The following is a 17,799-nucleotide window of genomic DNA, read 5'->3' as shown; positions in this document are numbered from 1 at the left end:
TCACTCTCCCGTGGTCTCGGCGCCCCGCGCCACAGTGGTCTCGGCGCCCCGCGCCACAGTGGTCTCGGCGCCCCGCGCCACAGTGGTCTCGGCGCCCGTGTCGAGCAGGCGGGCGCGCAGCCGGTCGAACTCGCCGCCCCAGCCCGCCTGGTCGGTCCTGGCGAGCCCGCCCATTTCTACTACAGTGCGTCGTTGACCAACGGTACCGGCTGGGTCCTCGGCCGGATAGACCCGCACCCAGATCCGCCTGCGTTTGATCAGCAGTGAAGCCAGCAGGCCCGCCATCATCAACAGCGCGCTCACCAGCACCCACTGCTGAGCGGGGTCGTGCGAGACCTGGATATTCACGAACTCGTGCGCACCGTCGAAGCTGACCTTGGTGCCGTTCGGCAGTGTGGTCGACTCGCCAGGACGCAGATTGACCCTGGCCTCCTTGGTCAGCCGGCCCTGTTTGACCTGTTCGGGGTCCAGGGCGAACAACGACTGCGGCTTCCCGGTGTCCAGGCCGGTGTCACCGCGATAGATGTCGACCGCGACGGCCGGATCGTTCATCGCGGGGAACGCCGAGGTCAGCAGTGACCCGTGGAACATCGCGGTGGGTGCGAACAGCCCCTCGATCGCGATCTGGTTCTTCCGGCGCTCCTCGTCGGTGGCATACATGCCACCGGGCGGGTCGATCCGCAGCACGCCGCTGGACAGGAACGTCGAGGCGTCGTCGGGACGCCACTGGATGGACTCGGTGCGGGTCTGGCCGTTGGGGAAGGTGACGGTGAAAGTCGGTGCGTAACCGTGCCCCTGCAGGTAGAGCCGGTCGCCCGCGACGCGCAACGGATGGTTGACCTGCACCCGGGTGTCGCGCCAGGTGTTCGTCCGCAGGTCTTCGCCCGCCTGGTAGGCGAGGTTGGCCGTGAACATCTCGGCTTGCCCGTTGGTCAGGTAATCGGCCTTGAAATCCTTCACCCGCACGCAGATCGGGGTCATGCCGGTGCCGTCGTTGACGTTGCCCGCTTTGAAGGAGTCGAACACCGCGGGCGAAGTGGTGCAGAAGCCAGGACCGTTGTTCGCCAGCACGATGACGCTGCCCTCGTACCCGAACAGCTTGCCCACCGCGATGGCGACCAGCAGCCCGACCAGCGCGAGATGGAACACCAGGTTGCCGAGCTCGCGGGAGTAGCCCTTCTCCGCCGACAGCGCCAGTTCGCCCTCGCGGGGACCGGGGCGGACCTCGGTGCGCCAGCCGCGCAGCTGGGCGCGGGCGTGGTCGACGAGTTCCCGGGGCGACTGCTCGACGCGTTCCGAGTGATGGTGCGGCAGCCTGGTCAGGTTGCGCGGCGCCCGCACCGGTGGGGTGCGCAGAGCGCGGTAGTGGTCGAGCGTACGCGGCAAGATGCAACCGACGAGCGAGATGAACAGCAATACGTAGACGGCGGTGAACCAGAAACTGGAGAACACGTCGAACAGCTCGAACCGGTCCATCCACGGGCCGAGCGTGGGCCGGTCGGCGATGTACTGCTCGACCTTCTGCTCGTTGAGGTTCCGCTGCGGCAGCAGCGCACCGGGGATCGCGGCCAAGGCCAGCAGGAACAGCAGCACCAAGGCGGTGCGCATGCTGGTGAGTCCGCGCCAGGTGTTGCGCAGGAACGCCCACGCCCTTCCGGCCGGGGATCGGTGCGGTGGGCGTACGGGAGTTTCGCTCGTCGGCTGGTCGGTCACGGTCATATCGGCAAGGTCACCTCGGAGACGAACGCGTCGCGCACCCAGGCGACGAACTGGTCCCACGCGCCGGTGACCAGCGCGACACCGACCGCGACGAGCAGCATGCCCCCGATGATCTGGATGGTGCGGGAATTACGACGCAACCAGCCGACCCCCCGCAACGCGCTCGCCGACCCGAACGCGAGCACCACGAACGGCAGACCGAGGCCGAGACAGTAGGCGACGATGAGGGCCACCCCGCGCACGGCCGTCGTGCCGTCGGTGCCCGCGGCCACCGCCATGACGCCCGACAGCGTGGGGCCCAGACACGGCGTCCAACCCAGCGCGAACACCCCGCCCAGCAGCGGCGCGCCCATGATGCTGGTGAGCCTGCGCGGCTCCATCCGCGTGTCACGCTGCAACGCGGGCACCAGACCTATGAAGACCAAGCCCATCAGGATCGTCACCACGCCACCGATGCGTTGCAGCAGTTCCCGATTCACGTTCAAGGTCTGGATGACGCCGAAAACGGTCGCGGTGGCGAGCACGAAGACCACGGTGAAACCGGCGACGAACAAACCGGCCGCACCGGCGACCCGCATCCGTCCCGAGCGAAGGGGCTGCGCGACGGCCGCCGAACCCGGTCCGGCCGCGCGGGTCCCGGCCGCCTGCGCGACCGTGGCGGGCGGCGCTTCCGCACCGACCAGGCCGGCCAGGTAGGACAGGTACCCCGGCACGAGGGGAACCACACACGGCGAGGCGAACGACACCAGACCCGCGAGCAGGCACGCGCCGAGCGCCAGCAGCAGCGGCCCGGAGGCCGCCGTCTGCTGGAACGAATCACCGACTCCGGCGAACACCGTCACAGGTCCTCCCCGGCACGGGGCGCGTTGCGCTCGGGTGTCACACCGATTCCTCCCGCGTGTCCTGCGAGCGTCCGGCGGCGCGGCGCGGCGAAACCTTCCGCTCTGTGGCGGCGGGTTCCTCGGCCCCGTCGAACACCGCGAAGTCCAGCAAGGACTCGGCGGCGACGCTCCGCGGCACGGTGGCGATACCCGCCCACCGGTCGTCGACGGCCCATCCGCCGCCGATGCGTCGAGCGCCCTGCCGGGGCCGGCAGGCGCGCAGGTGGCGGGTGCGACGGTCGCGATTCACTGTTTTTCCTCCGAGGCGATGCGTTCGACAATTGGCTGCAGATCCTCGGCCAGCAGGGACCGCAGGAAGACCGCGGCGACCCGATGTTGCCGGTCGAGGACCAGAGTGGTGGGGATGACACTGGTAGGGAAGTTCCCGCCGAGCGCGAGCAAGGTGCGCATCGACGGGTCGTAGATGGACGCGTAGCCGACTTTGTTGTCGACCATGAAGTCCTGGGCCTTGTCCTGTTGCGGATCGCGGACGTTGATGCCGAGGAAGGCGACGCCCTTGTCCTTGGTCGCCTCGTAGACCTTCTCCAGGGCGGGCGCCTCCGCGCGGCACGGACCGCACCACTGGCCCCACAGGTTGAGCACCACGACCTTGCCCGCGTAGTCCTCCACCGCGATGGTCTTGCCCGCTGTCATCAGGTCCGGGCCGGCCAGTTCACCGATGGTGCCGCGCGAGGCGGGCGGGTCGTAGAGAATGTCGGTCTTGCCGCCGGGCGAGACGAATTCGAAGGTGCCACCCGAGGCCACCGCGTCCGAACCAGTCGAACAACCCGCGAGCGCGGCGATCAGCGCCACGCACGCGAGCAGCACCGGCAGCACCCGTCCGGGGCGTGCCGAGGGCGGAGTGGGGAACGCGGTGGAGCGAGTCATGCGCCGTGTACCGAGGGGTCCGAACCGCCTGCGGGCTCGGAGTAGACGATGTCGACGAGCGTGTCGCCGTGATAGACCAGCGAGGTCAGCGACGCGAGTGAGCATTGCCGCTGGCGCGGATCGTGCCAGAGGCGCTGCCCCTGGAGGAATCGCCGCAGCGTCCACACCGGTAGCTGGTGGGACACCAGCACCGCCTCGCGCCCGGCCGCTTCGACTCGGGCTTTGTTCACCGCGGCCAGCATCCGGTGCGCGATCTGCAGATAGGGCTCGCCCCAGGACGGGGTGAATGGGTCGCGCAGCTTCCACCAGTGCCGCGGCTTGCGCAGTGCGCCGTCACCGACCGAGACGCGCAGGCCCTCGAAGGTGTTGCCCGCCTCGATGAGGTTCTCGTCGGTGCGCACGATGACGTCGTGCTGGGCGGCGATCGGCTCGGCGGTCTCCTGGGCGCGCTGCAGCGGGGAGGCGATGACCAGCGCGATGTCGTGATCGGCCAGAGTCCGCGCGACGGCGGCGGCCTGCGCTCGCCCCGCCACCGAGAGGCTGAAACCGGGCAGGCGGCCGTAGAGGATGCCGTTCGGGTTGTGCACCTCGCCGTGCCGCAACACGTGCACGATGGTCTCGATCGGAGCGGCGCCGCCGTCGTGCGCCCGTTCGGCCGCGCCGGTCCGGCTGTCGGCGCGCTCGGTCCCGGCCTCGTTCTCGGCCGGGGCTGCCTCGTCCCCTTCGCGCGCCGCGCCGACCGGGGCGTTCGACCCGGCGGCCGCCGCGAAGTGAGCACCCGCGTCGATCACTGTGGCTTCCGCGGCGGAAGCGGCGGCAGGCGCCGCGGCGACCGCACCGTTCGTCGCGGACACATCAAGCTCGGCGGACGGCTTGGTTAGCTCGCGCCGGTCGGCATCGGGCTGATCGAGATCGGAGCTCACGCGCGGGATCCTTCGGGGGTGGCGGCCGCCGCCGCGTGCGCGGCGGCGGGCAGGGCGGCAGCGATACGGTCGAACGCGTCCTCGTCGAGCGCCGCGGAGACGAACCACGCTTCGAACGCGCTCGGCGGCGCGTACACGCCGCCGTCGAGCAGGGCGTGGAAGAACGCGGGGTAGCGCCAGGTCTGACTCGCCTTGGCGGCGGCGTAGTCGGTGACCGGGCGTTCGGCGAAGAACACGCTCACCATATTGCCCGCGAACTGGACTCGGTGCCCGACCCCTGCGGCCGTCAGCGCCGATGTGAACAGATCGCCGAGCCGCTGCGCGTTGCGGTCCAGCGCGGCATAGACCGCGTCGTCGGCCGCCCGCAGCGTGGCGAGGCCCGCGGCCACCGCCACCGGGTTACCGGACAACGTGCCCGCCTGGTAGACCGGCCCGAGCGGCGCGAGGTGATTCATGATCTCGGCGCGCCCGCCGAACGCGGCCGCGGGCAGCCCACCGCTCATCACCTTGCCGAAGGTGTAGAGGTCGCCCGCGACGCCTTCCCTGCCGAACCAGCCCGCGCGGCTGACCCGGAAGCCCGTCATCACCTCGTCCATGACCAACAGCGCACCGTGCTCGGTGGCGAGCGTGCGCAGACCGGCGTTGAAGCCGGGCAGCGGCGCGACCGCGCCCATATTCCCCGCCGCCGCCTCGGTGATCACGCAGGCGATCTCGCCGGGATTCGCGGCGAACGCGTCCGCGACGGCCTCGAGGTCGTTGTAGGGCAGCACGATGGTGTCGGCCGCCTGCGCGCCCGTCACGCCCGGCGAGGTGGGCAGTCCGAGCGTGGCGACACCGGAGCCCGCGTCGGCCAGCAGCGCGTCGACGTGGCCGTGATAGCAACCGGCGAATTTGATGATCTTGGTGCGGCCGGTGTAGCCGCGGGCCAGCCGGACCGCGCTCATGGTGGCCTCGGTGCCGGAGTTCACCAGTCTCACCCGTTCCACCGGCGCGACCCGCTGCACGATCGCCTCGGCGAGTTCGATCTCGGCCTCGGTGGGCGCCCCGAAGGACAGGCCGCCGCCCGCTGCCCTGCGCACCGCCTCGACGACCGCGGGGTGCGCGTGGCCGAGGATCATCGGCCCCCACGAGCAGACCAGGTCCACGTACTCGTTGCCGTCGGCGTCGACGAGCGTGCAGCCGTCGGCCGAGCCGATGAATCGCGGTGTGCCGCCGACGGATCGAAATGCCCGTACCGGAGAGTTGACGCCACCCGGAATCACCGAACTCGCCCGGTCGAAGAGCTGAGCGGAAACCGGCACCGCTGCACTGGTCACGCGCGGAGAAGAACTCACGCTTTCCAGTCTCTCAGCACCGGAAAATCGGTTCGACGACAGGGTGTAGTGCAGTGATGCAGGCCGCAGCCGCCCGGCAACACGCCGAGGTGATGTTCGCGCGAATTTTGATCGCTGAACGGTTGCCGGTGCGTAGTCTCAGCTCACATTCGTCCACCGCCAGGGAGGGTCTGCATGCGGATTGCCATCGTCAGCGTGGGTGTGCTCGCCGTCGTCGCGGGGGCCACCGTGGCCCTCGGCGCCGGGTCCGCCGCCGCGCAGCCGCTGGATCAACTCGACCAAGCGCGACTGGCCATCCCCCTGGACCACACGGCGACCGCCGCTCTGGCCGCCGGACCCATTCCGGCGCTGGTCACCATGGTCGTCCCGCCGAACCGGATCGGCGCCGGGCTGAAAAGCGACTCCGCGATCCACCGGGACGAGCGCGGCGCGGTGCACGCCACGCTTCGCCAAGTGGTCCTGGAGGCGGCCGGCCATCCGGACGGGACGGTCACCGTGTATCTGAACGCTCCCGGCGCCCGCAACGGCCGCGTGCTGGACGTCTACCAGCACTGGAACTGAGCGGGCGCCCGCGCCTCCGCCGTCAGGCGTACATGCAGGGGACTTGCGCCGACATGGTGTGCAGGAAGCACATGAACCCGTTGTAGGGGCCCGCCGAACCGGAGTCCGGCACGAGGATCGGCGCGTCGACCGGGCTCGCGTCCTCCAGGGGCAGTCCCGGGTCGGCGCCCGCGGGCGCGGCCCCGATCCCGAGGGCGGCGGCCACGGCAAACGCGGCACAGATCTTCACGGCGAACCGGTTCATCAAGCACTTTCCTTCATCGACGCACGTTCGAACTACGGCCGAAATACTAACGGCCACAGGGGCACTCCGGCCAAAGTGCGGCCGGGTGGGCGTCGGGCACCCGACAGCGCGCGGTCACACGGTAACTCGTCGCGCCGTGCGCAACGCTTCGCTGGGCAACCTGCGGCTACGTCAGGCCCAGGCAGAACTTGGCGAACCCGGTGGTCACCAGGCAGGCCAGCGGCGTGGGCAAGGCGTGCAGCAACGGCGCGGGCGGAGTGGCCGCGAATACCGGTGTCGCCGGAACAGGCGGCGCCGGAACGGTTTCGGCGGACGCGGTGGCGGGCACGGCCGCGGCGATCACACCGGTCGCCACCGCGCCGAAAAGTGTTCGCTGGACGATTGGTTTCATGGAGTTGGCGTTCCCGTGCTCCCCCACGTCAAACGGCGGCAAGCGTATTCGCGCCGATCAGCGCCCGGCGCGCAGACCGCGCACGATCCGGGCCGCGGCGTCGATGGCGAGCACGCCTGCCACCGCGACGAGCGCGGCGGCCAACAGCCACCAAGGTCCGGCGTAGCGGGTCGCGGTGAAAGCCGGGGCGTCGCCCGCCGGCGCGAAGTCGGTGGTGCGCACGCCGGTGCGCGCGCTCAGCACCGCCCCCAGCAGGACTAGTACGAACAGGTCCAGTTCCACGAGCACCGCGACTATCCAGCGCCTCATCGGTCCGCTCCATCCGCACTGCGCTCCACGGCTTCGGTCAACGCCGTGCGCAACGTCTTGTGGTCTCTGGCCCAGGCCTGCACCAAGCCGCCGTCGGCCAGCCGCAATCCGATGCCGGTGCGGCGGCGCGGCACGCCGGTCAGCTCACCGAGCGCTCGTGCCGATTCCCACTCTTGCTCGTCCCAGGAGTCCTCGTCCCGCTCGGGAAAGACTTCCGCGATCGAGCACAGCGGCAGCGATTCGGTGCCCGCACGCAGCGTCTCCGTGGTGAGCTCCACGCTGACGTGCCGCTTGCCCGCGACCACCTGCAACGCCACGAAGCCCGCGATCAGCGCGGCACAGAAAACGAGGGCGAACCAGTGCACGGCGCCACCGGTGACGATTTCCAGGACGAGAACCGCGAGGCACAGGATCGGCCCGTAGGCCACCGCGCGCCAGCGAGCGCCCGGCTCGACGAACAGGACTGTCGCGGCGGTCACGCCAGGCCCATCACGGCAGCGCGCGCCGACACGACGAAAAGCGGAATCAGCGAGTCAGGCCGGGCAGCAACAGCACGGCGACGGTCAGCACGGCGAACAGAATCAGCAGGCTCAAGACGGCCAGATCCCGCCGAATGCTGTGCGGCTGCTGGATCACCACTCGCATCGATGCCTCCGATCCTCCGGAGCCGTCTGCCGAGATCACGCACGTAATGCGAGTCAACGCACGACAAAAGACCACCGGTTCCCACGTCCACTGTGACAACCCTCACCATACATGCCGGACTGTCTCGGACAAATTGGGAACATGTTCCATCCAGGCGCTCAGCGCCTGCCCAGTTGGAAGTACGTGGTGGATTCGGGCCGGTGGGACAGATAGATCGCACCGGCGGCGAGCACGGCCTGCACGATCGAAGCGCCGCCCGCGACGAGCGAGGCCGTCCCGGTCACCGCCTCGATCGCCAGCAACGCGCCGACGCCGATCACGACCACCCACGCGCCGAGCACCGTCAGCACGGTGCGCGCCCACAGCTTGCCGCGCCCGAACTGGTACACGATCACCGAAGCCAGCGCCGCGACGCCCAGGCCGAGCAGGACGACGAACACGTAGACCAGCGACACCATCAGTTCGGCGCTGGCCAACGTGACCTGCGGATCCTGCACCCTGGCTTGCTCGAACACCTCTTCGGCGAAAGTGCGCCGACGATCCAGCGCGGCGACGATCGAGGCGATCAACTGCACCACGCCGAAGCCGATGACACCCCACCACAGCTGCCGCGCGGTACCGACATCCTCCGGCATCGGGGGACGGACCGGGCCCGCGGCGAACGGTCCCGCCATATTCGTCACGACAGCCAGTGCGCGGCCTCGGTCGCCCAGTAGGTGAGCACGATGTCCGCACCGGCCCGGCGAATGCCCAACAACGACTCGAGGACGGCGCCGCGGCGGTCGATCCAGCCGCGCTCGGCGGCGGCGGTGATCATCGCGTACTCACCGGAGATCTGGTAGGCAGCGACCGGGACCGTCGAGCGATCGGCGACCTCGCGCAGGATGTCCAGATACGACATCGCAGGCTTGACCATCACGATGTCCGCGCCCTCGGCCAGGTCCAGCTCCAGCTCACGGATGGCCTCGCGGCGGTTGGCCGGGTCCTGCTGGTAGGTGCGCCGGTCGCCTTCCAGCGAGGAACCGACGGCCTCCCGGAAGGGGCCGTAGAACGCCGAGGCGTATTTCGCGGAATAGGCCAGGATGCCGGTGTCGATGCGCCCCGCAGCGTCCAGGCCCCGCCGGATCGCGCCGACCTGGCCGTCCATCATGCCGCTGGTACCGAGCAGGTCGGCCCCGGCCTCGGCCTGGGCGAGGGCCATCTCGACGTACCGCTCCAGCGTCGCGTCGTTGTCGACCGTGCCTTCGGCGGTGAGCACACCGCAGTGGCCGTGGTCGGTGAACTCGTCCAGGCAGGTGTCGGCCATGATCACGGTCGAGCCCCCCACCTCGTCTGCGAGCACGCGCAGTCCGCGGTTGAGGATGCCCTGCGGATCACTGGCCGCGCTGCCGACGGCGTCCTTGTCCTCCGGACGCGGCACACCGAACAGCATGATGCCGCCGACACCCGCCGTGACCGCCTCGACAGCCGTCTTGCGCAGCGAGTCCAGCGAGTGCTGCACCACGCCCGGCATGGAGCTGATCGAGCGCGGCTCCGCCAAGCCGTCGGCCACGAACATCGGCAGTACCAATTGCCGTGGTTCCAGTGTGGTTTCGGCCACGAGACGGCGCAAAGCCGGGGTACGGCGCAACCGCCGCGGGCGGTCCATTCCGGTCATGAATCGCACGATACGCCCGGTGCGATCCGCTGTCGCGAGCACCCGTGGGCGGCGCCGGACCCTCGTCCCGGCTCTCTGGGACAGCCGCCGCGCGCGACCCGCCGACTAGACACGTCATCCGACTGATAACGGTGTGTGAAATCTCACCTCCACCCCCGCGCGAAGGCGCATACTCCGACTAGGCGAGACCCGCTGGGGGACAGGATGACCGATCCGCACATCGACATCTCGCTGGCCAGAGCCGCCGACTTCGAGTCGTGGGTGGCGGTGCTGCTGTCGGACTGGTGGCCGGTGCTCACCGACGGCCTGCCCCCGCCCGCGGCCGCGCTGCGGATCTGGCACGACGCCGACGGCGGCTGGGAAAACATCAGCGTGGAGTTCGTCGCACGGCAGGCGGCCGAGCCGCAGGTTATGCCCTGCGCGCACGTTGCCTTTGCCACCCTCGGCATCTATCCCGACGAGCCCGAATGGGCGCGCAGCCGGGGCACCCACCTGGTCGGCGGCACCGAGGACGTCCTCGTCCAGCTGCGTTTCTCCGACACCCGCACCGTCTTCGTCGGCCTGCGCAGCAGGCCGTGTCCAGTCGCTCCGGAGGCGGGCCGACGGCTGCTGGCCGCGGCCGAGGCGACCTTGCGGTTCCCGAACACCTCCACCGGACCGTTGGACGTGCGGGTGGCCCGCAACAGCGCGCGGCATGCCCTCGCCGAGCACAGCGCGCGAATTTCCACCCCGGCCGATCCGTTGCAGCTGGGACCGCCGCAGCGAGTCGCCGACATCGGCTGGGCCTTCATCTTCCCTTGGTCGACCACGTCCTGGTACACCGAGGGCGCCGTCCCCACGTTCCCGCCGGGCACCCGAGGGCCGATCGTGGTCGTCAAGGACACTGGACACATCTGGCTGCTGGACAGCCTGCGCAACTACGACGCGCAGCTGGCCGCGTACGCGCGCGAGCACGGGTACCGTGCCCCGGTCGAGCAGGCGCGATGATGGGGAGCGTGATTGTCGCGGAGTGTCGCGAGGCGAGGGTGCTGAGATGACCGAGCCGCCGAGTGAGGTCGAACTGCTCGCCATGCAACGGCGCGCCGAGGCGCTGTGGGACGCGGGCGACGCCGCGGGCGCCGAGCATTGGCTGCGCCGGGCCGCCGCGGGCGGCAGCGTGTCCGCGATGGGGATGCTGGGCGCGCTGCTGGGAGCCGACGGCCGGCTCGGCGAGGGGATCCGCTGGCTGGAGGACGCCGCCGCGCGCGGCAACGAGCCCGCGGGGGTGCAGCTGGGCCTGCTGCACGTGGAACGTGGAAATCTCGATGAAGCCGAGCGCTGGCTGCGTCCCGCCGCCGATCGGGGATTGCCCGAAGCGCTCTGCAACATGGGCGTTCTCGCCAATCGGCGCGGCCGGGACGACGAGGCCGAGCAGTGGTACGAACGCGCGGTCCGTGCCGGAAACCCTACGGCCATGCGCAGTCTCGGCCTGCACCTGGCGCGCCGCGGCGAAACCGACCGCGCGATGGAACTGCTCACCGAGGCCGCGCGCCGCGGAAGAACCGACGCGTTGGCGGTGCTGGGTGCCCTGCATCTGGACCGGGGAGAACGGATCGAGGGTGAGCGCTGGCTGCGCAAGGGCGCCGAAGCGGGCGACCCGGACTCGATGTTCCACCTCGCACTATTGCTGCGCGCGTCGAATACGCCGTATCTGGCAGGTGATCTCACCGATCCCGAGGTGCTGCGAACCGCCGCCGCCATCGCGACCGGCCGCACGCCCGCGCAGCGGGAAGCACGGCAGTGGCTCGAACGTGCCGCCGCACTGGGACATCCACAGTCGCTGCGGTTGCTGCACGATCTGTGAACCCACCCGCTGCGGCTCGAAAACCTTTGTGGCCAGCGAAGTTTGTCGGTACCCGAAGGTAGAATCGAAGGTACGTTCGAGGGGGCTCGCCTGCCCCCGATCGCCACGGGAGGGATGCCAATGCGCACACCGCAAACCGTTCTCATCGATCGCCCCTACGCACCGCTGCAGAAGCGCCCGCTGCCCGCGGGCCGCCCCCGGGCGTGGTACGTGATGCACAACCGGCGGCTGAAGGCGATGCGCCTGGCGATCGCGCTGCTGGACTCGGGCGTCTACGCACCGAGTTACGCCACGAACAAGCGGATCCGGCACACCGCCGAAGTGATCGGCATCAGACCGCCCTCCGACGCCACCTGTTCCATGGTTCGCACCCTGATGCGTAAGCGGTACTGAGACCGGATAGGTGACGCTGCCCGCCGCGCGCCGATCCGATATGCCCGGGCCGAGCACACTTCGGCCGGGATCGGCCGACCGGCCGTGCTGAATCGCCGTAGCAGTGAGGGAGCGGCGCGCGGGCAAGGGAAACCGCCGACCTGACCGGCTCTCGACGGATTGCTGGCAACCGTGAGGGGTGTTCACGAACGAACTCCCCGGCCCAGCTCGAGCCGTGATCGGCACGACCGCGCCCAACGCGCGGAGGTGCGGCCGACCATCGGCTCGGCAGCCTCCGCCACGGTAGGGCGGTGCGCCCTCCTCTACTCCAGGCCGAGTGACGCGGCAGCACGCATATCCGCCTGGCGACCAGGCCACAACGGCCGCCCTGACCTCAGCACACTGACCAAGCTCCGGGGTCGAGCGAAGCGAAACCGAGCATGCGCTGTTCACGATAGGAGCTGCCAGGACCGACCCGGTTACCGGCTGCGGCGGCTCTTCTTGCGCGGCGGCGGCAACAGCCCCTCCGCACGCAGCCGGGCCGCGTGCTCGGCCAGCGCTTCGACCAGCGGACCGACCTGGGCCACCTCGGGCTGCACGTCCACGCGCAGGCCGAATTCGATGGCGGTTTCGGCGGTCTTGGGGCCGATGCACGCCACGATGGTGCGCGCGTGCGGCTTGCCCGCGATGCCGACCAGATTGCGCACCGTGGAGGACGAGGTGAACAGGACGGCGTCGAAGCCGCCGGTCTTGATCATCTCGCGGGTCTCCGCGGGCGGCGGCGAGGCGCGCACCGTGCGGTAGGCGGTGACGTCGTCGATCTCCCAGCCGCGGTCGCGCAGCCCTTCGGCCAGCGTCTCGGTGGCGATGTCGGCGCGCGGCAGCAGTACCCGGTTCACCGGGTCGAACACGTCGTCGTAGGGCGGGAAGTCGGCCAGCAGGCCTTCGGAGGACTGCTCACCGCTGGGCACCAGCTCGGGGTTGATGCCGAACGAGCGCACCTTGTCCGCGGTGGCCTCGCCGACGCAGGCGATCTTCACGCCGGAGAACGCCCGCGCGTCGAGACCGAACTCGGCGAACTTCTCCCAGACCGCGCGCACCGCGTTGGTGGAGGTGAACACCACCCACTGGTAGCGCCCGTCGACCAAACCCTTGACCGCGCGCTCCATCTGGGCGGGGCTGCGCGGGGGCTCGACCGCGATGGTCGGCACCTCCATCGGGATGGCGCCGTGCGTGACGAGCCGCTCGCTCATCTCCGCGGCCTGATCCTTGGTGCGCGGCACGAGCACGGTCCAGCCGTACAGCGCGCGTGACTCCCACCAGGACATCTTCGAGCGGTGCGCGACCACCTTGCCGATGGTCACCACCAAGGGGCCGACCAGCTCGGAGGCCGCGCTGTTCAGCGTGGCCAGGGTGGCCTCGATGGTGCGCTGCTGGCGGGTGGTGCCCCGTACCGTCACCGCGACCGGGGTCTGCGGAGCCATGCCGTGCTCGACCAGGGCGCTCGCCGTCTCGGCGAGATGCCCGGAGGTCGCGTGGAGCACGAGCGGGCCGGGTGCGGCCGCCAGCGCGGCCCAATCGACCTCGCCGCGCACGTCCGCCTCGGTGTGCCCGGACCCGAGCGCGATGCCCGCGTAGCTGGGGACCGCGGAGCCGTTGGGCAGGCCGGGCAGCACCTCGAAGACCATGTGCGACCGCGTGACGGCGTTGACCTCGGCGATCACCGAGTCGGTGGTCAGCGGGTCGCCCGCGACGACGCGCACCACGTCGTGGCCGCCGCGCGCTTCGGCGATCAGCGTCTTGGCCACCTCGGCGGGCTCGCCGAGCGCGGGCCGCACGTCGACGGGACGCTCCCCGTCGGGCCCTGGTTCGACCGCGGTGCCGATGAGGGCGAGCACGCCCTTGTCGACGTCCGGGTCGGTGAACGCCAGCGTCGCCCGTCCGATCACCTCACGGGCTCGTACCGTGAGCAGCGCCGGGTCACCCGGGCCCGATCCGACGAAAAGGATCCGACCGGGGTGCTTCTTCGTCGCTCGGCTCATGCCAGCACCTCGCTTTCGCTCGGCTCCGGCATGCCCGAGGGCTCGGTGCCTATGTTTCGCTCACTCATGACTCCGCCTCGCTGTCGCTCGGCTCCGTCACGAGCGAGAGCTCGGCTGTGCCTGTTGTTCGCTCGCTGGCACTCGCTCATCGGCTGTTCTCCATTGGGCTGGGGTTGGGCAAGTCTGTGGTGGGCGAACTCACCGCCCGGGTGGGGGAACCGTCGTCCGGTTCGACGGCGAGCAACTCGCGCGCGCCCATGTCGAGCAACTCGCGGGCAAGCGCACGGCCGAGCTCCTCGGCGTCGGCCGGGTCGCCGACCACCGACGCGCGCAGCACGTCGGATCCGTCGACCGCCGCCGCGCACGCGCGCAGCGAGAGCTCGTCCACGATCCGCCCTTCGTCGTCGAGCGATTCGACGACCTCGGCGAGCGCGCCGATCGGCGCGGTGCAGCCCGCCTCCAGTTCGGCGAGCAACGACCGCTCGGCGACGACCGACGCGCGGGTGGCCGCGTCGTCCAAGCCGGACAGGATCTCCACCAGGGCGGCGTGGTCGCTGCGGCATTCCACCGCGAGCGCGCCCTGGGCGGGGGCGGAGAGCATCTGCACCGGCTCCAGCGCCTCGGTGACCGCGTCCAGCCGGTCGATGCGGGCAAGTCCGGCTCTGGCCACCACGACGGCGTCCAGCTCGCCCTCGCTCACCTTGCGCAGCCGGGTGTCCAGGTTGCCGCGGAGCGGGACGATGTCCAGGCCCAGCCCGAGCGCCCGCAGCTGGGCGGCGCGGCGCGGCGCGGAAGTGCCGACCTTGGCGCCGGCGGGCAGCTCGCCGAGGACCAGCCCGTCGCGGGCGACCAGCGCGTCGCGCGGGTCCTCCCTGGGCGGAATGGCGGCGATGGTGAAGCGGGGGTCCTGCGCGGTCGGCAGATCCTTGTAGGAGTGCACGGCGATGTCGATCGCACCCGCCGCCAGCTCGTCGCGTAGCGCGGAGGTGAACACGCCGACGCCGATCTTCTGCACCGGGTCCGACGAGAGGTCACCGGCGGTCTTGATCACGACCAGCTCGGCGGGCTGCCCCGCGGCGATCAGGGCGTCACGCACCGTGCCCGCCTGGGTGAGCGCGAGCAGGCTGCCCCGGGTGCCGATCCGCCACGGCGTACGGGTGCCCTCCGTGGTCGCGCTGCCTTCTTGGTGCACCATGGTCATGCCGTCTGCCCCTGTTCCTCGCCGCGATGGCCCGCGGTGAAGTCGTCGGCCAGCGCGATATCCCCGTCGGCCAATGTGATTTCGGCGCCATCGCCGGTGACTGCGGTGATCTCCATCGGCGCGGCGACCGCCTGCGCCGCACCGGGCTTGAGTTCGAACAATTCGCGCAGCGCCTCGGCGTAGCTGTCGCCGCCCGGCGTGGACGCGAGCTGCTTGACCCGCACGGTCGGCGCGTGCAGCAGTTTGTCGACGACCCGGCGCACCGTGCGCGCGACCTCGTCACGCTCCGGGTCGGCCAGGCCGGGCAGCCGCGAATCCAGGCGGAGCAGTTCGGCCTCGACCACCTCCGCGGCGCGCTGGCGCAACGCGGCCACCGTCGGGGTGACCTCGGCCATCCGCTGTCCGGCGAGGTATTTGGCGAGTTCGTCGGCGACGATCGAGCGGGCGGCCGCGGTGTCGTCGGCGGCGGCGCCTGCGGCCGGATCGCGCTGCAAGCTCTCGATGTCGATGAGCGTGACGCCGGGCAGCCCCGCCACAGCGTGCTCGACGTCGCGCGGCAAGCCGAGATCGCAGAACACCAACGGCCGCTCCACCGTGGCGAATTCCTCGCCGCGCTCGCGTTCGGTGAGCGCACGGTGGGTGTCGCCGAGGGTCACGACCGCGCCGACCGCGCCGGTACAGGTGACCACCACATCGGAGGCCGACATCGCCTCGGTGAGCCGCGACAGCTCCACGGCATCGGCCTCGACACCGTGCGTCCGCGCGGTCTCCGCGAGTCTGCGCGCCCGCCCGAGAGTGCGGTTCACCACGATGATCCGGCCGATTCCGGCGCGCGAGAGGTGCGCGACCGCCAGACCCCCCATCGCGCCCGCACCGACGACCGCGGCGGTGCGGCCCGCCAGCGGGCCGAGCACCTGCTGCGCACGATCCAGCGCGACCGACACCACCGACGCGCCCGCGCGATCGATGCCGGTTTCCGCGTGCACCCGCTTGCCGACCCGCAGCGCGTGCTGCGCCAATTCGTGCAGTGTCCGCCCGACCGCCTGCTGCGCGTCGGCGGAGGCGTAGGCGCCGCGAATCTGGCTGAGTACCTGCTGCTCGCCGACCACCATCGAGTCCAGGCCGCTGGCCACCGCGAACAGATGCTCGGCGGCGGCCTCGGAATAGCGAACGTAGGCGTGCTTGGTCAGATCGGGCATCGGCAGCCCGGAGTGCTTGGTCAGCAGGTCGCCGATTTCGGCAAGACCGCCGTGGAAGGCGTCGACCACCGCGTAGACCTCCACCCGGTTGCAGGTGGAGACGATCATCGCCTCGGACACGTGACTGGATGCGAGTAGACGGTCGATCAGCTTCGGCCGGTCGGCATCGGTGACGGCCACCTTCTCCAGCACCGGAACCGGCGCGCTGCGGTGCGAGATGCCGACGAGGAGAACACTCATGGTGTGACCACCGATCCCTTGCTGTTTGGCTCCGTTGCCGTATGCGAGGTTGTCGTATGCGAGGTTGCCGAGTGCTGGAGCGCCGGGTGCGCGGGCGCCGCGTGCGGCGACGGCAGCCGATGCGCGATGCGCCCCGATCCGGCGTGCGCCACCTCCGGCAGTGGGGTCTGCTCCGCGTTGCGTACCCGCTCGAACGACAGCATCTGCATCTCCACGGCCAAGTCGACGCGACGGACCTCGACCGTCGCCGGTGCGACCAGCTCGCGGGGGGCGAAGCTCAGGATCGACTGCAGTCCGGCCGCGACGAGCCGGTCGCACACGTCCTGGGCGGCGTCGTCGGGAACAGTGATGACCGCGATCGTCGGCTCCAGCTCGGCGACCGCGCTTGCCAGCTCGGCGACATCGCGCACCACCAGACCGGCGACCGACATGCCGATCACCTCGGGATGGCTGTCGAAGATGCCGACCACGGTGAAACCGCGCCGCCGGAACCCGCCGTAGCCGACCAGCGCCCGGCCCAGGTTGCCCGCGCCGACCAGGACGACACGGTGGCCCTTCGACAGCCCCAGCACGTCTTCGATCCGGGAGCGGAGCTTGGCCACGTCGTAGCCCACGCCGCGAACGCCGTTGGGGCCGAGGAAGGAGAGATCCTTGCGCAATTTGGCCGAATTGACACCCGCCGCGACAGCCAGTTCCTCACTCGATACGATGGCAACACCGTCGTCGGCCAACATGGCGAGAACCCGAAGGTAGGTAGCCAGCCGCGCGACGGTGGCCTGCGGGATGTCCTTCTGCAGAGCCCTGCCGGAGACGCCGCCTGGCGCCTCATGCTGCTCTGTCACGTCGTCGGCTCCTCGTACCGGGCTCGGGCACCGGTTCGTCGCTCGACCCCTCTGACCCGGGGGCGGTCCGGTGCCATGGTGTCGAAGTTTCGGATTTCGGGGCGGCTCCGCAGCCTCGGCATGCGGGTCGCGTGCCACCACCGTAACTGCTTGTGAAGCCCTGCACAAAGTCGGTGAAATTGGCCTCATTTTCCGCTGCGACCAGCACAGCGGCCGAATCGGACCGAAAACGGGCGCCTCAGCGCTTCAGGTCCGCCCGCAATCGGGTCTCGTCGACATCGAAATAGCTGTGCTCGCGGCCGTCGAGCAGGACGACGGGAAGCCGGTCGCCGTACTCCGCGCGCAGGCCAGGGTCGGTGCCGGCGGCTTCGTCGACGTCCACGGTCCCCGGTTCGATGCCGAATTCGGCGCAGATCGCGCGCAGCTGTTCCAGTGCGGTCGCGCACAGCCCGCAGCCCGCGCGAGTCAGCAATGTCACCGAATGTGTGGGATTGGTCATGCGGGTATT

General features: G+C 70.4%; 21 protein-coding genes. 4 read left to right on the top strand and 17 right to left on the bottom strand.

Annotation, left to right across the window (positions count from 1 at the left end):
• The 6 genes from GVY39_RS07565 to hemL form a co-directional block, all read right to left on the bottom strand.
• Positions 1–1,719: a cytochrome c biogenesis protein ResB gene (locus tag GVY39_RS07565; RefSeq protein ID WP_159921444.1), complete on the bottom strand. Its 1,719-nt coding sequence runs from the start codon at positions 1,717–1,719 to the stop codon at positions 1–3.
• Positions 1,716–2,561 (bottom strand): cytochrome c biogenesis CcdA family protein, encoded by an 846-nt coding sequence (locus GVY39_RS07560; RefSeq protein ID WP_159921446.1) that lies wholly within the window; start codon positions 2,559–2,561, stop codon positions 1,716–1,718. The genes GVY39_RS07565 and GVY39_RS07560 overlap by 4 nt, the downstream gene beginning before the upstream one ends.
• Positions 2,562–2,598: 37 nt before the next feature.
• The gene (locus GVY39_RS07555) at positions 2,599–2,850 is read right to left on the bottom strand and encodes a hypothetical protein (RefSeq protein ID WP_159921448.1); all 252 of its coding nucleotides are present in this window, start codon (positions 2,848–2,850) and stop codon (positions 2,599–2,601) included.
• Positions 2,847–3,488, bottom strand: coding sequence for a TlpA disulfide reductase family protein (locus GVY39_RS07550; protein WP_159921450.1), 642 nt, complete (start codon positions 3,486–3,488; stop codon positions 2,847–2,849). The genes GVY39_RS07555 and GVY39_RS07550 overlap by 4 nt, the downstream gene beginning before the upstream one ends.
• Positions 3,485–4,111 (bottom strand): histidine phosphatase family protein, encoded by a 627-nt coding sequence (locus tag GVY39_RS07545; RefSeq protein WP_159921748.1) that lies wholly within the window; start codon positions 4,109–4,111, stop codon positions 3,485–3,487. Before GVY39_RS07545 ends, GVY39_RS07550 begins: the two co-directional genes overlap by 4 nt.
• Before the next feature lie 296 nt (positions 4,112–4,407).
• Entirely contained in the window at positions 4,408–5,745 is a 1,338-nt protein-coding gene (hemL, locus tag GVY39_RS07540; protein ID WP_159921452.1) for a glutamate-1-semialdehyde 2,1-aminomutase, read from the bottom strand.
• A 174-nt stretch (positions 5,746–5,919) separates the two neighbouring features.
• Between hemL and GVY39_RS07535 the strand changes: the two genes are divergently transcribed.
• Positions 5,920–6,306, top strand: coding sequence for a hypothetical protein (locus GVY39_RS07535; protein ID WP_159921454.1), 387 nt, complete (start codon positions 5,920–5,922; stop codon positions 6,304–6,306).
• Between the two features lie 22 nt (positions 6,307–6,328).
• On the opposite strand, the gene GVY39_RS07530 is transcribed toward GVY39_RS07535, so the two are convergent.
• The 6 genes from GVY39_RS07530 to hemB form a co-directional block, all read right to left on the bottom strand.
• The gene (locus GVY39_RS07530) at positions 6,329–6,550 is read right to left on the bottom strand and encodes a hypothetical protein (RefSeq protein WP_159921456.1); all 222 of its coding nucleotides are present in this window, start codon (positions 6,548–6,550) and stop codon (positions 6,329–6,331) included.
• Between the two features lie 166 nt (positions 6,551–6,716).
• The gene (locus GVY39_RS35115; RefSeq protein WP_159921458.1) at positions 6,717–6,941 is read right to left on the bottom strand and encodes a hypothetical protein; all 225 of its coding nucleotides are present in this window, start codon (positions 6,939–6,941) and stop codon (positions 6,717–6,719) included.
• A gap of 57 nt (positions 6,942–6,998) precedes the next feature.
• Positions 6,999–7,250, bottom strand: coding sequence for a hypothetical protein (locus GVY39_RS07520; RefSeq protein ID WP_159921460.1), 252 nt, complete (start codon positions 7,248–7,250; stop codon positions 6,999–7,001).
• Positions 7,247–7,729 (bottom strand): hypothetical protein, encoded by a 483-nt coding sequence (locus tag GVY39_RS07515; protein ID WP_159921462.1) that lies wholly within the window; start codon positions 7,727–7,729, stop codon positions 7,247–7,249. Before GVY39_RS07515 ends, GVY39_RS07520 begins: the two co-directional genes overlap by 4 nt.
• A gap of 324 nt (positions 7,730–8,053) precedes the next feature.
• Complete coding sequence (locus GVY39_RS07510) at positions 8,054–8,569, bottom strand: hypothetical protein (RefSeq protein WP_159921750.1); 516 nt, start codon at positions 8,567–8,569, stop codon at positions 8,054–8,056.
• 5 nt (positions 8,570–8,574) lie between these two features.
• Positions 8,575–9,552, bottom strand: coding sequence for a porphobilinogen synthase (gene hemB / locus GVY39_RS07505; RefSeq protein WP_159921464.1), 978 nt, complete (start codon positions 9,550–9,552; stop codon positions 8,575–8,577).
• A 204-nt stretch (positions 9,553–9,756) separates the two neighbouring features.
• Here hemB and GVY39_RS07500 point away from each other — a divergent pair, with 204 nt between their 5' ends.
• From GVY39_RS07500 to GVY39_RS07490, 3 genes are all read left to right on the top strand, one after another.
• On the top strand, positions 9,757–10,539 hold the full coding sequence (locus tag GVY39_RS07500) for a hypothetical protein (protein ID WP_159921466.1): 783 nt from the start codon (positions 9,757–9,759) through the stop codon (positions 10,537–10,539).
• A gap of 46 nt (positions 10,540–10,585) precedes the next feature.
• Positions 10,586–11,395, top strand: a complete 810-nt coding sequence (locus tag GVY39_RS07495) for a tetratricopeptide repeat protein (RefSeq protein WP_159921468.1) — start codon at positions 10,586–10,588, stop codon at positions 11,393–11,395.
• Between the two features lie 120 nt (positions 11,396–11,515).
• Entirely contained in the window at positions 11,516–11,788 is a 273-nt protein-coding gene (locus GVY39_RS07490; protein WP_159921470.1) for a hypothetical protein, read from the top strand.
• A 458-nt stretch (positions 11,789–12,246) separates the two neighbouring features.
• Here the strand turns inward: GVY39_RS07490 and GVY39_RS07485 are convergent, their stop codons facing one another.
• The 5 genes from GVY39_RS07485 to GVY39_RS07465 form a co-directional block, all read right to left on the bottom strand.
• On the bottom strand, positions 12,247–13,809 hold the full coding sequence (locus GVY39_RS07485) for a bifunctional uroporphyrinogen-III C-methyltransferase/uroporphyrinogen-III synthase (RefSeq protein WP_159921472.1): 1,563 nt from the start codon (positions 13,807–13,809) through the stop codon (positions 12,247–12,249).
• Between the two features lie 145 nt (positions 13,810–13,954).
• Positions 13,955–15,010 (bottom strand): hydroxymethylbilane synthase, encoded by a 1,056-nt coding sequence (gene hemC, locus GVY39_RS07480; RefSeq protein ID WP_159921474.1) that lies wholly within the window; start codon positions 15,008–15,010, stop codon positions 13,955–13,957.
• Entirely contained in the window at positions 15,007–16,449 is a 1,443-nt protein-coding gene (locus GVY39_RS07475; protein WP_159921476.1) for a glutamyl-tRNA reductase, read from the bottom strand. The genes hemC and GVY39_RS07475 overlap by 4 nt, the downstream gene beginning before the upstream one ends.
• Positions 16,446–17,291 carry a redox-sensing transcriptional repressor Rex gene (locus GVY39_RS07470; protein ID WP_159921478.1) on the bottom strand — a complete coding sequence of 282 codons (846 nt, stop codon included), beginning with the start codon at positions 17,289–17,291 and terminating at the stop codon, positions 16,446–16,448. Before GVY39_RS07470 ends, GVY39_RS07475 begins: the two co-directional genes overlap by 4 nt.
• Before the next feature lie 238 nt (positions 17,292–17,529).
• Positions 17,530–17,790, bottom strand: a complete 261-nt coding sequence (locus GVY39_RS07465) for a glutaredoxin family protein (protein ID WP_159921480.1) — start codon at positions 17,788–17,790, stop codon at positions 17,530–17,532.
• Positions 17,791–17,799: the final 9 nt, after the last annotated feature.

This window comes from Nocardia sp. CY15 (assembly GCF_009829295.1).
Taxonomy (GTDB): Bacteria; Actinomycetota; Actinomycetes; order Mycobacteriales; family Mycobacteriaceae; genus Nocardia; species Nocardia sputi.
Note: the sequence above shows the minus strand (reverse complement) of the source record. Positions and strands in the feature narration are given on the sequence as shown.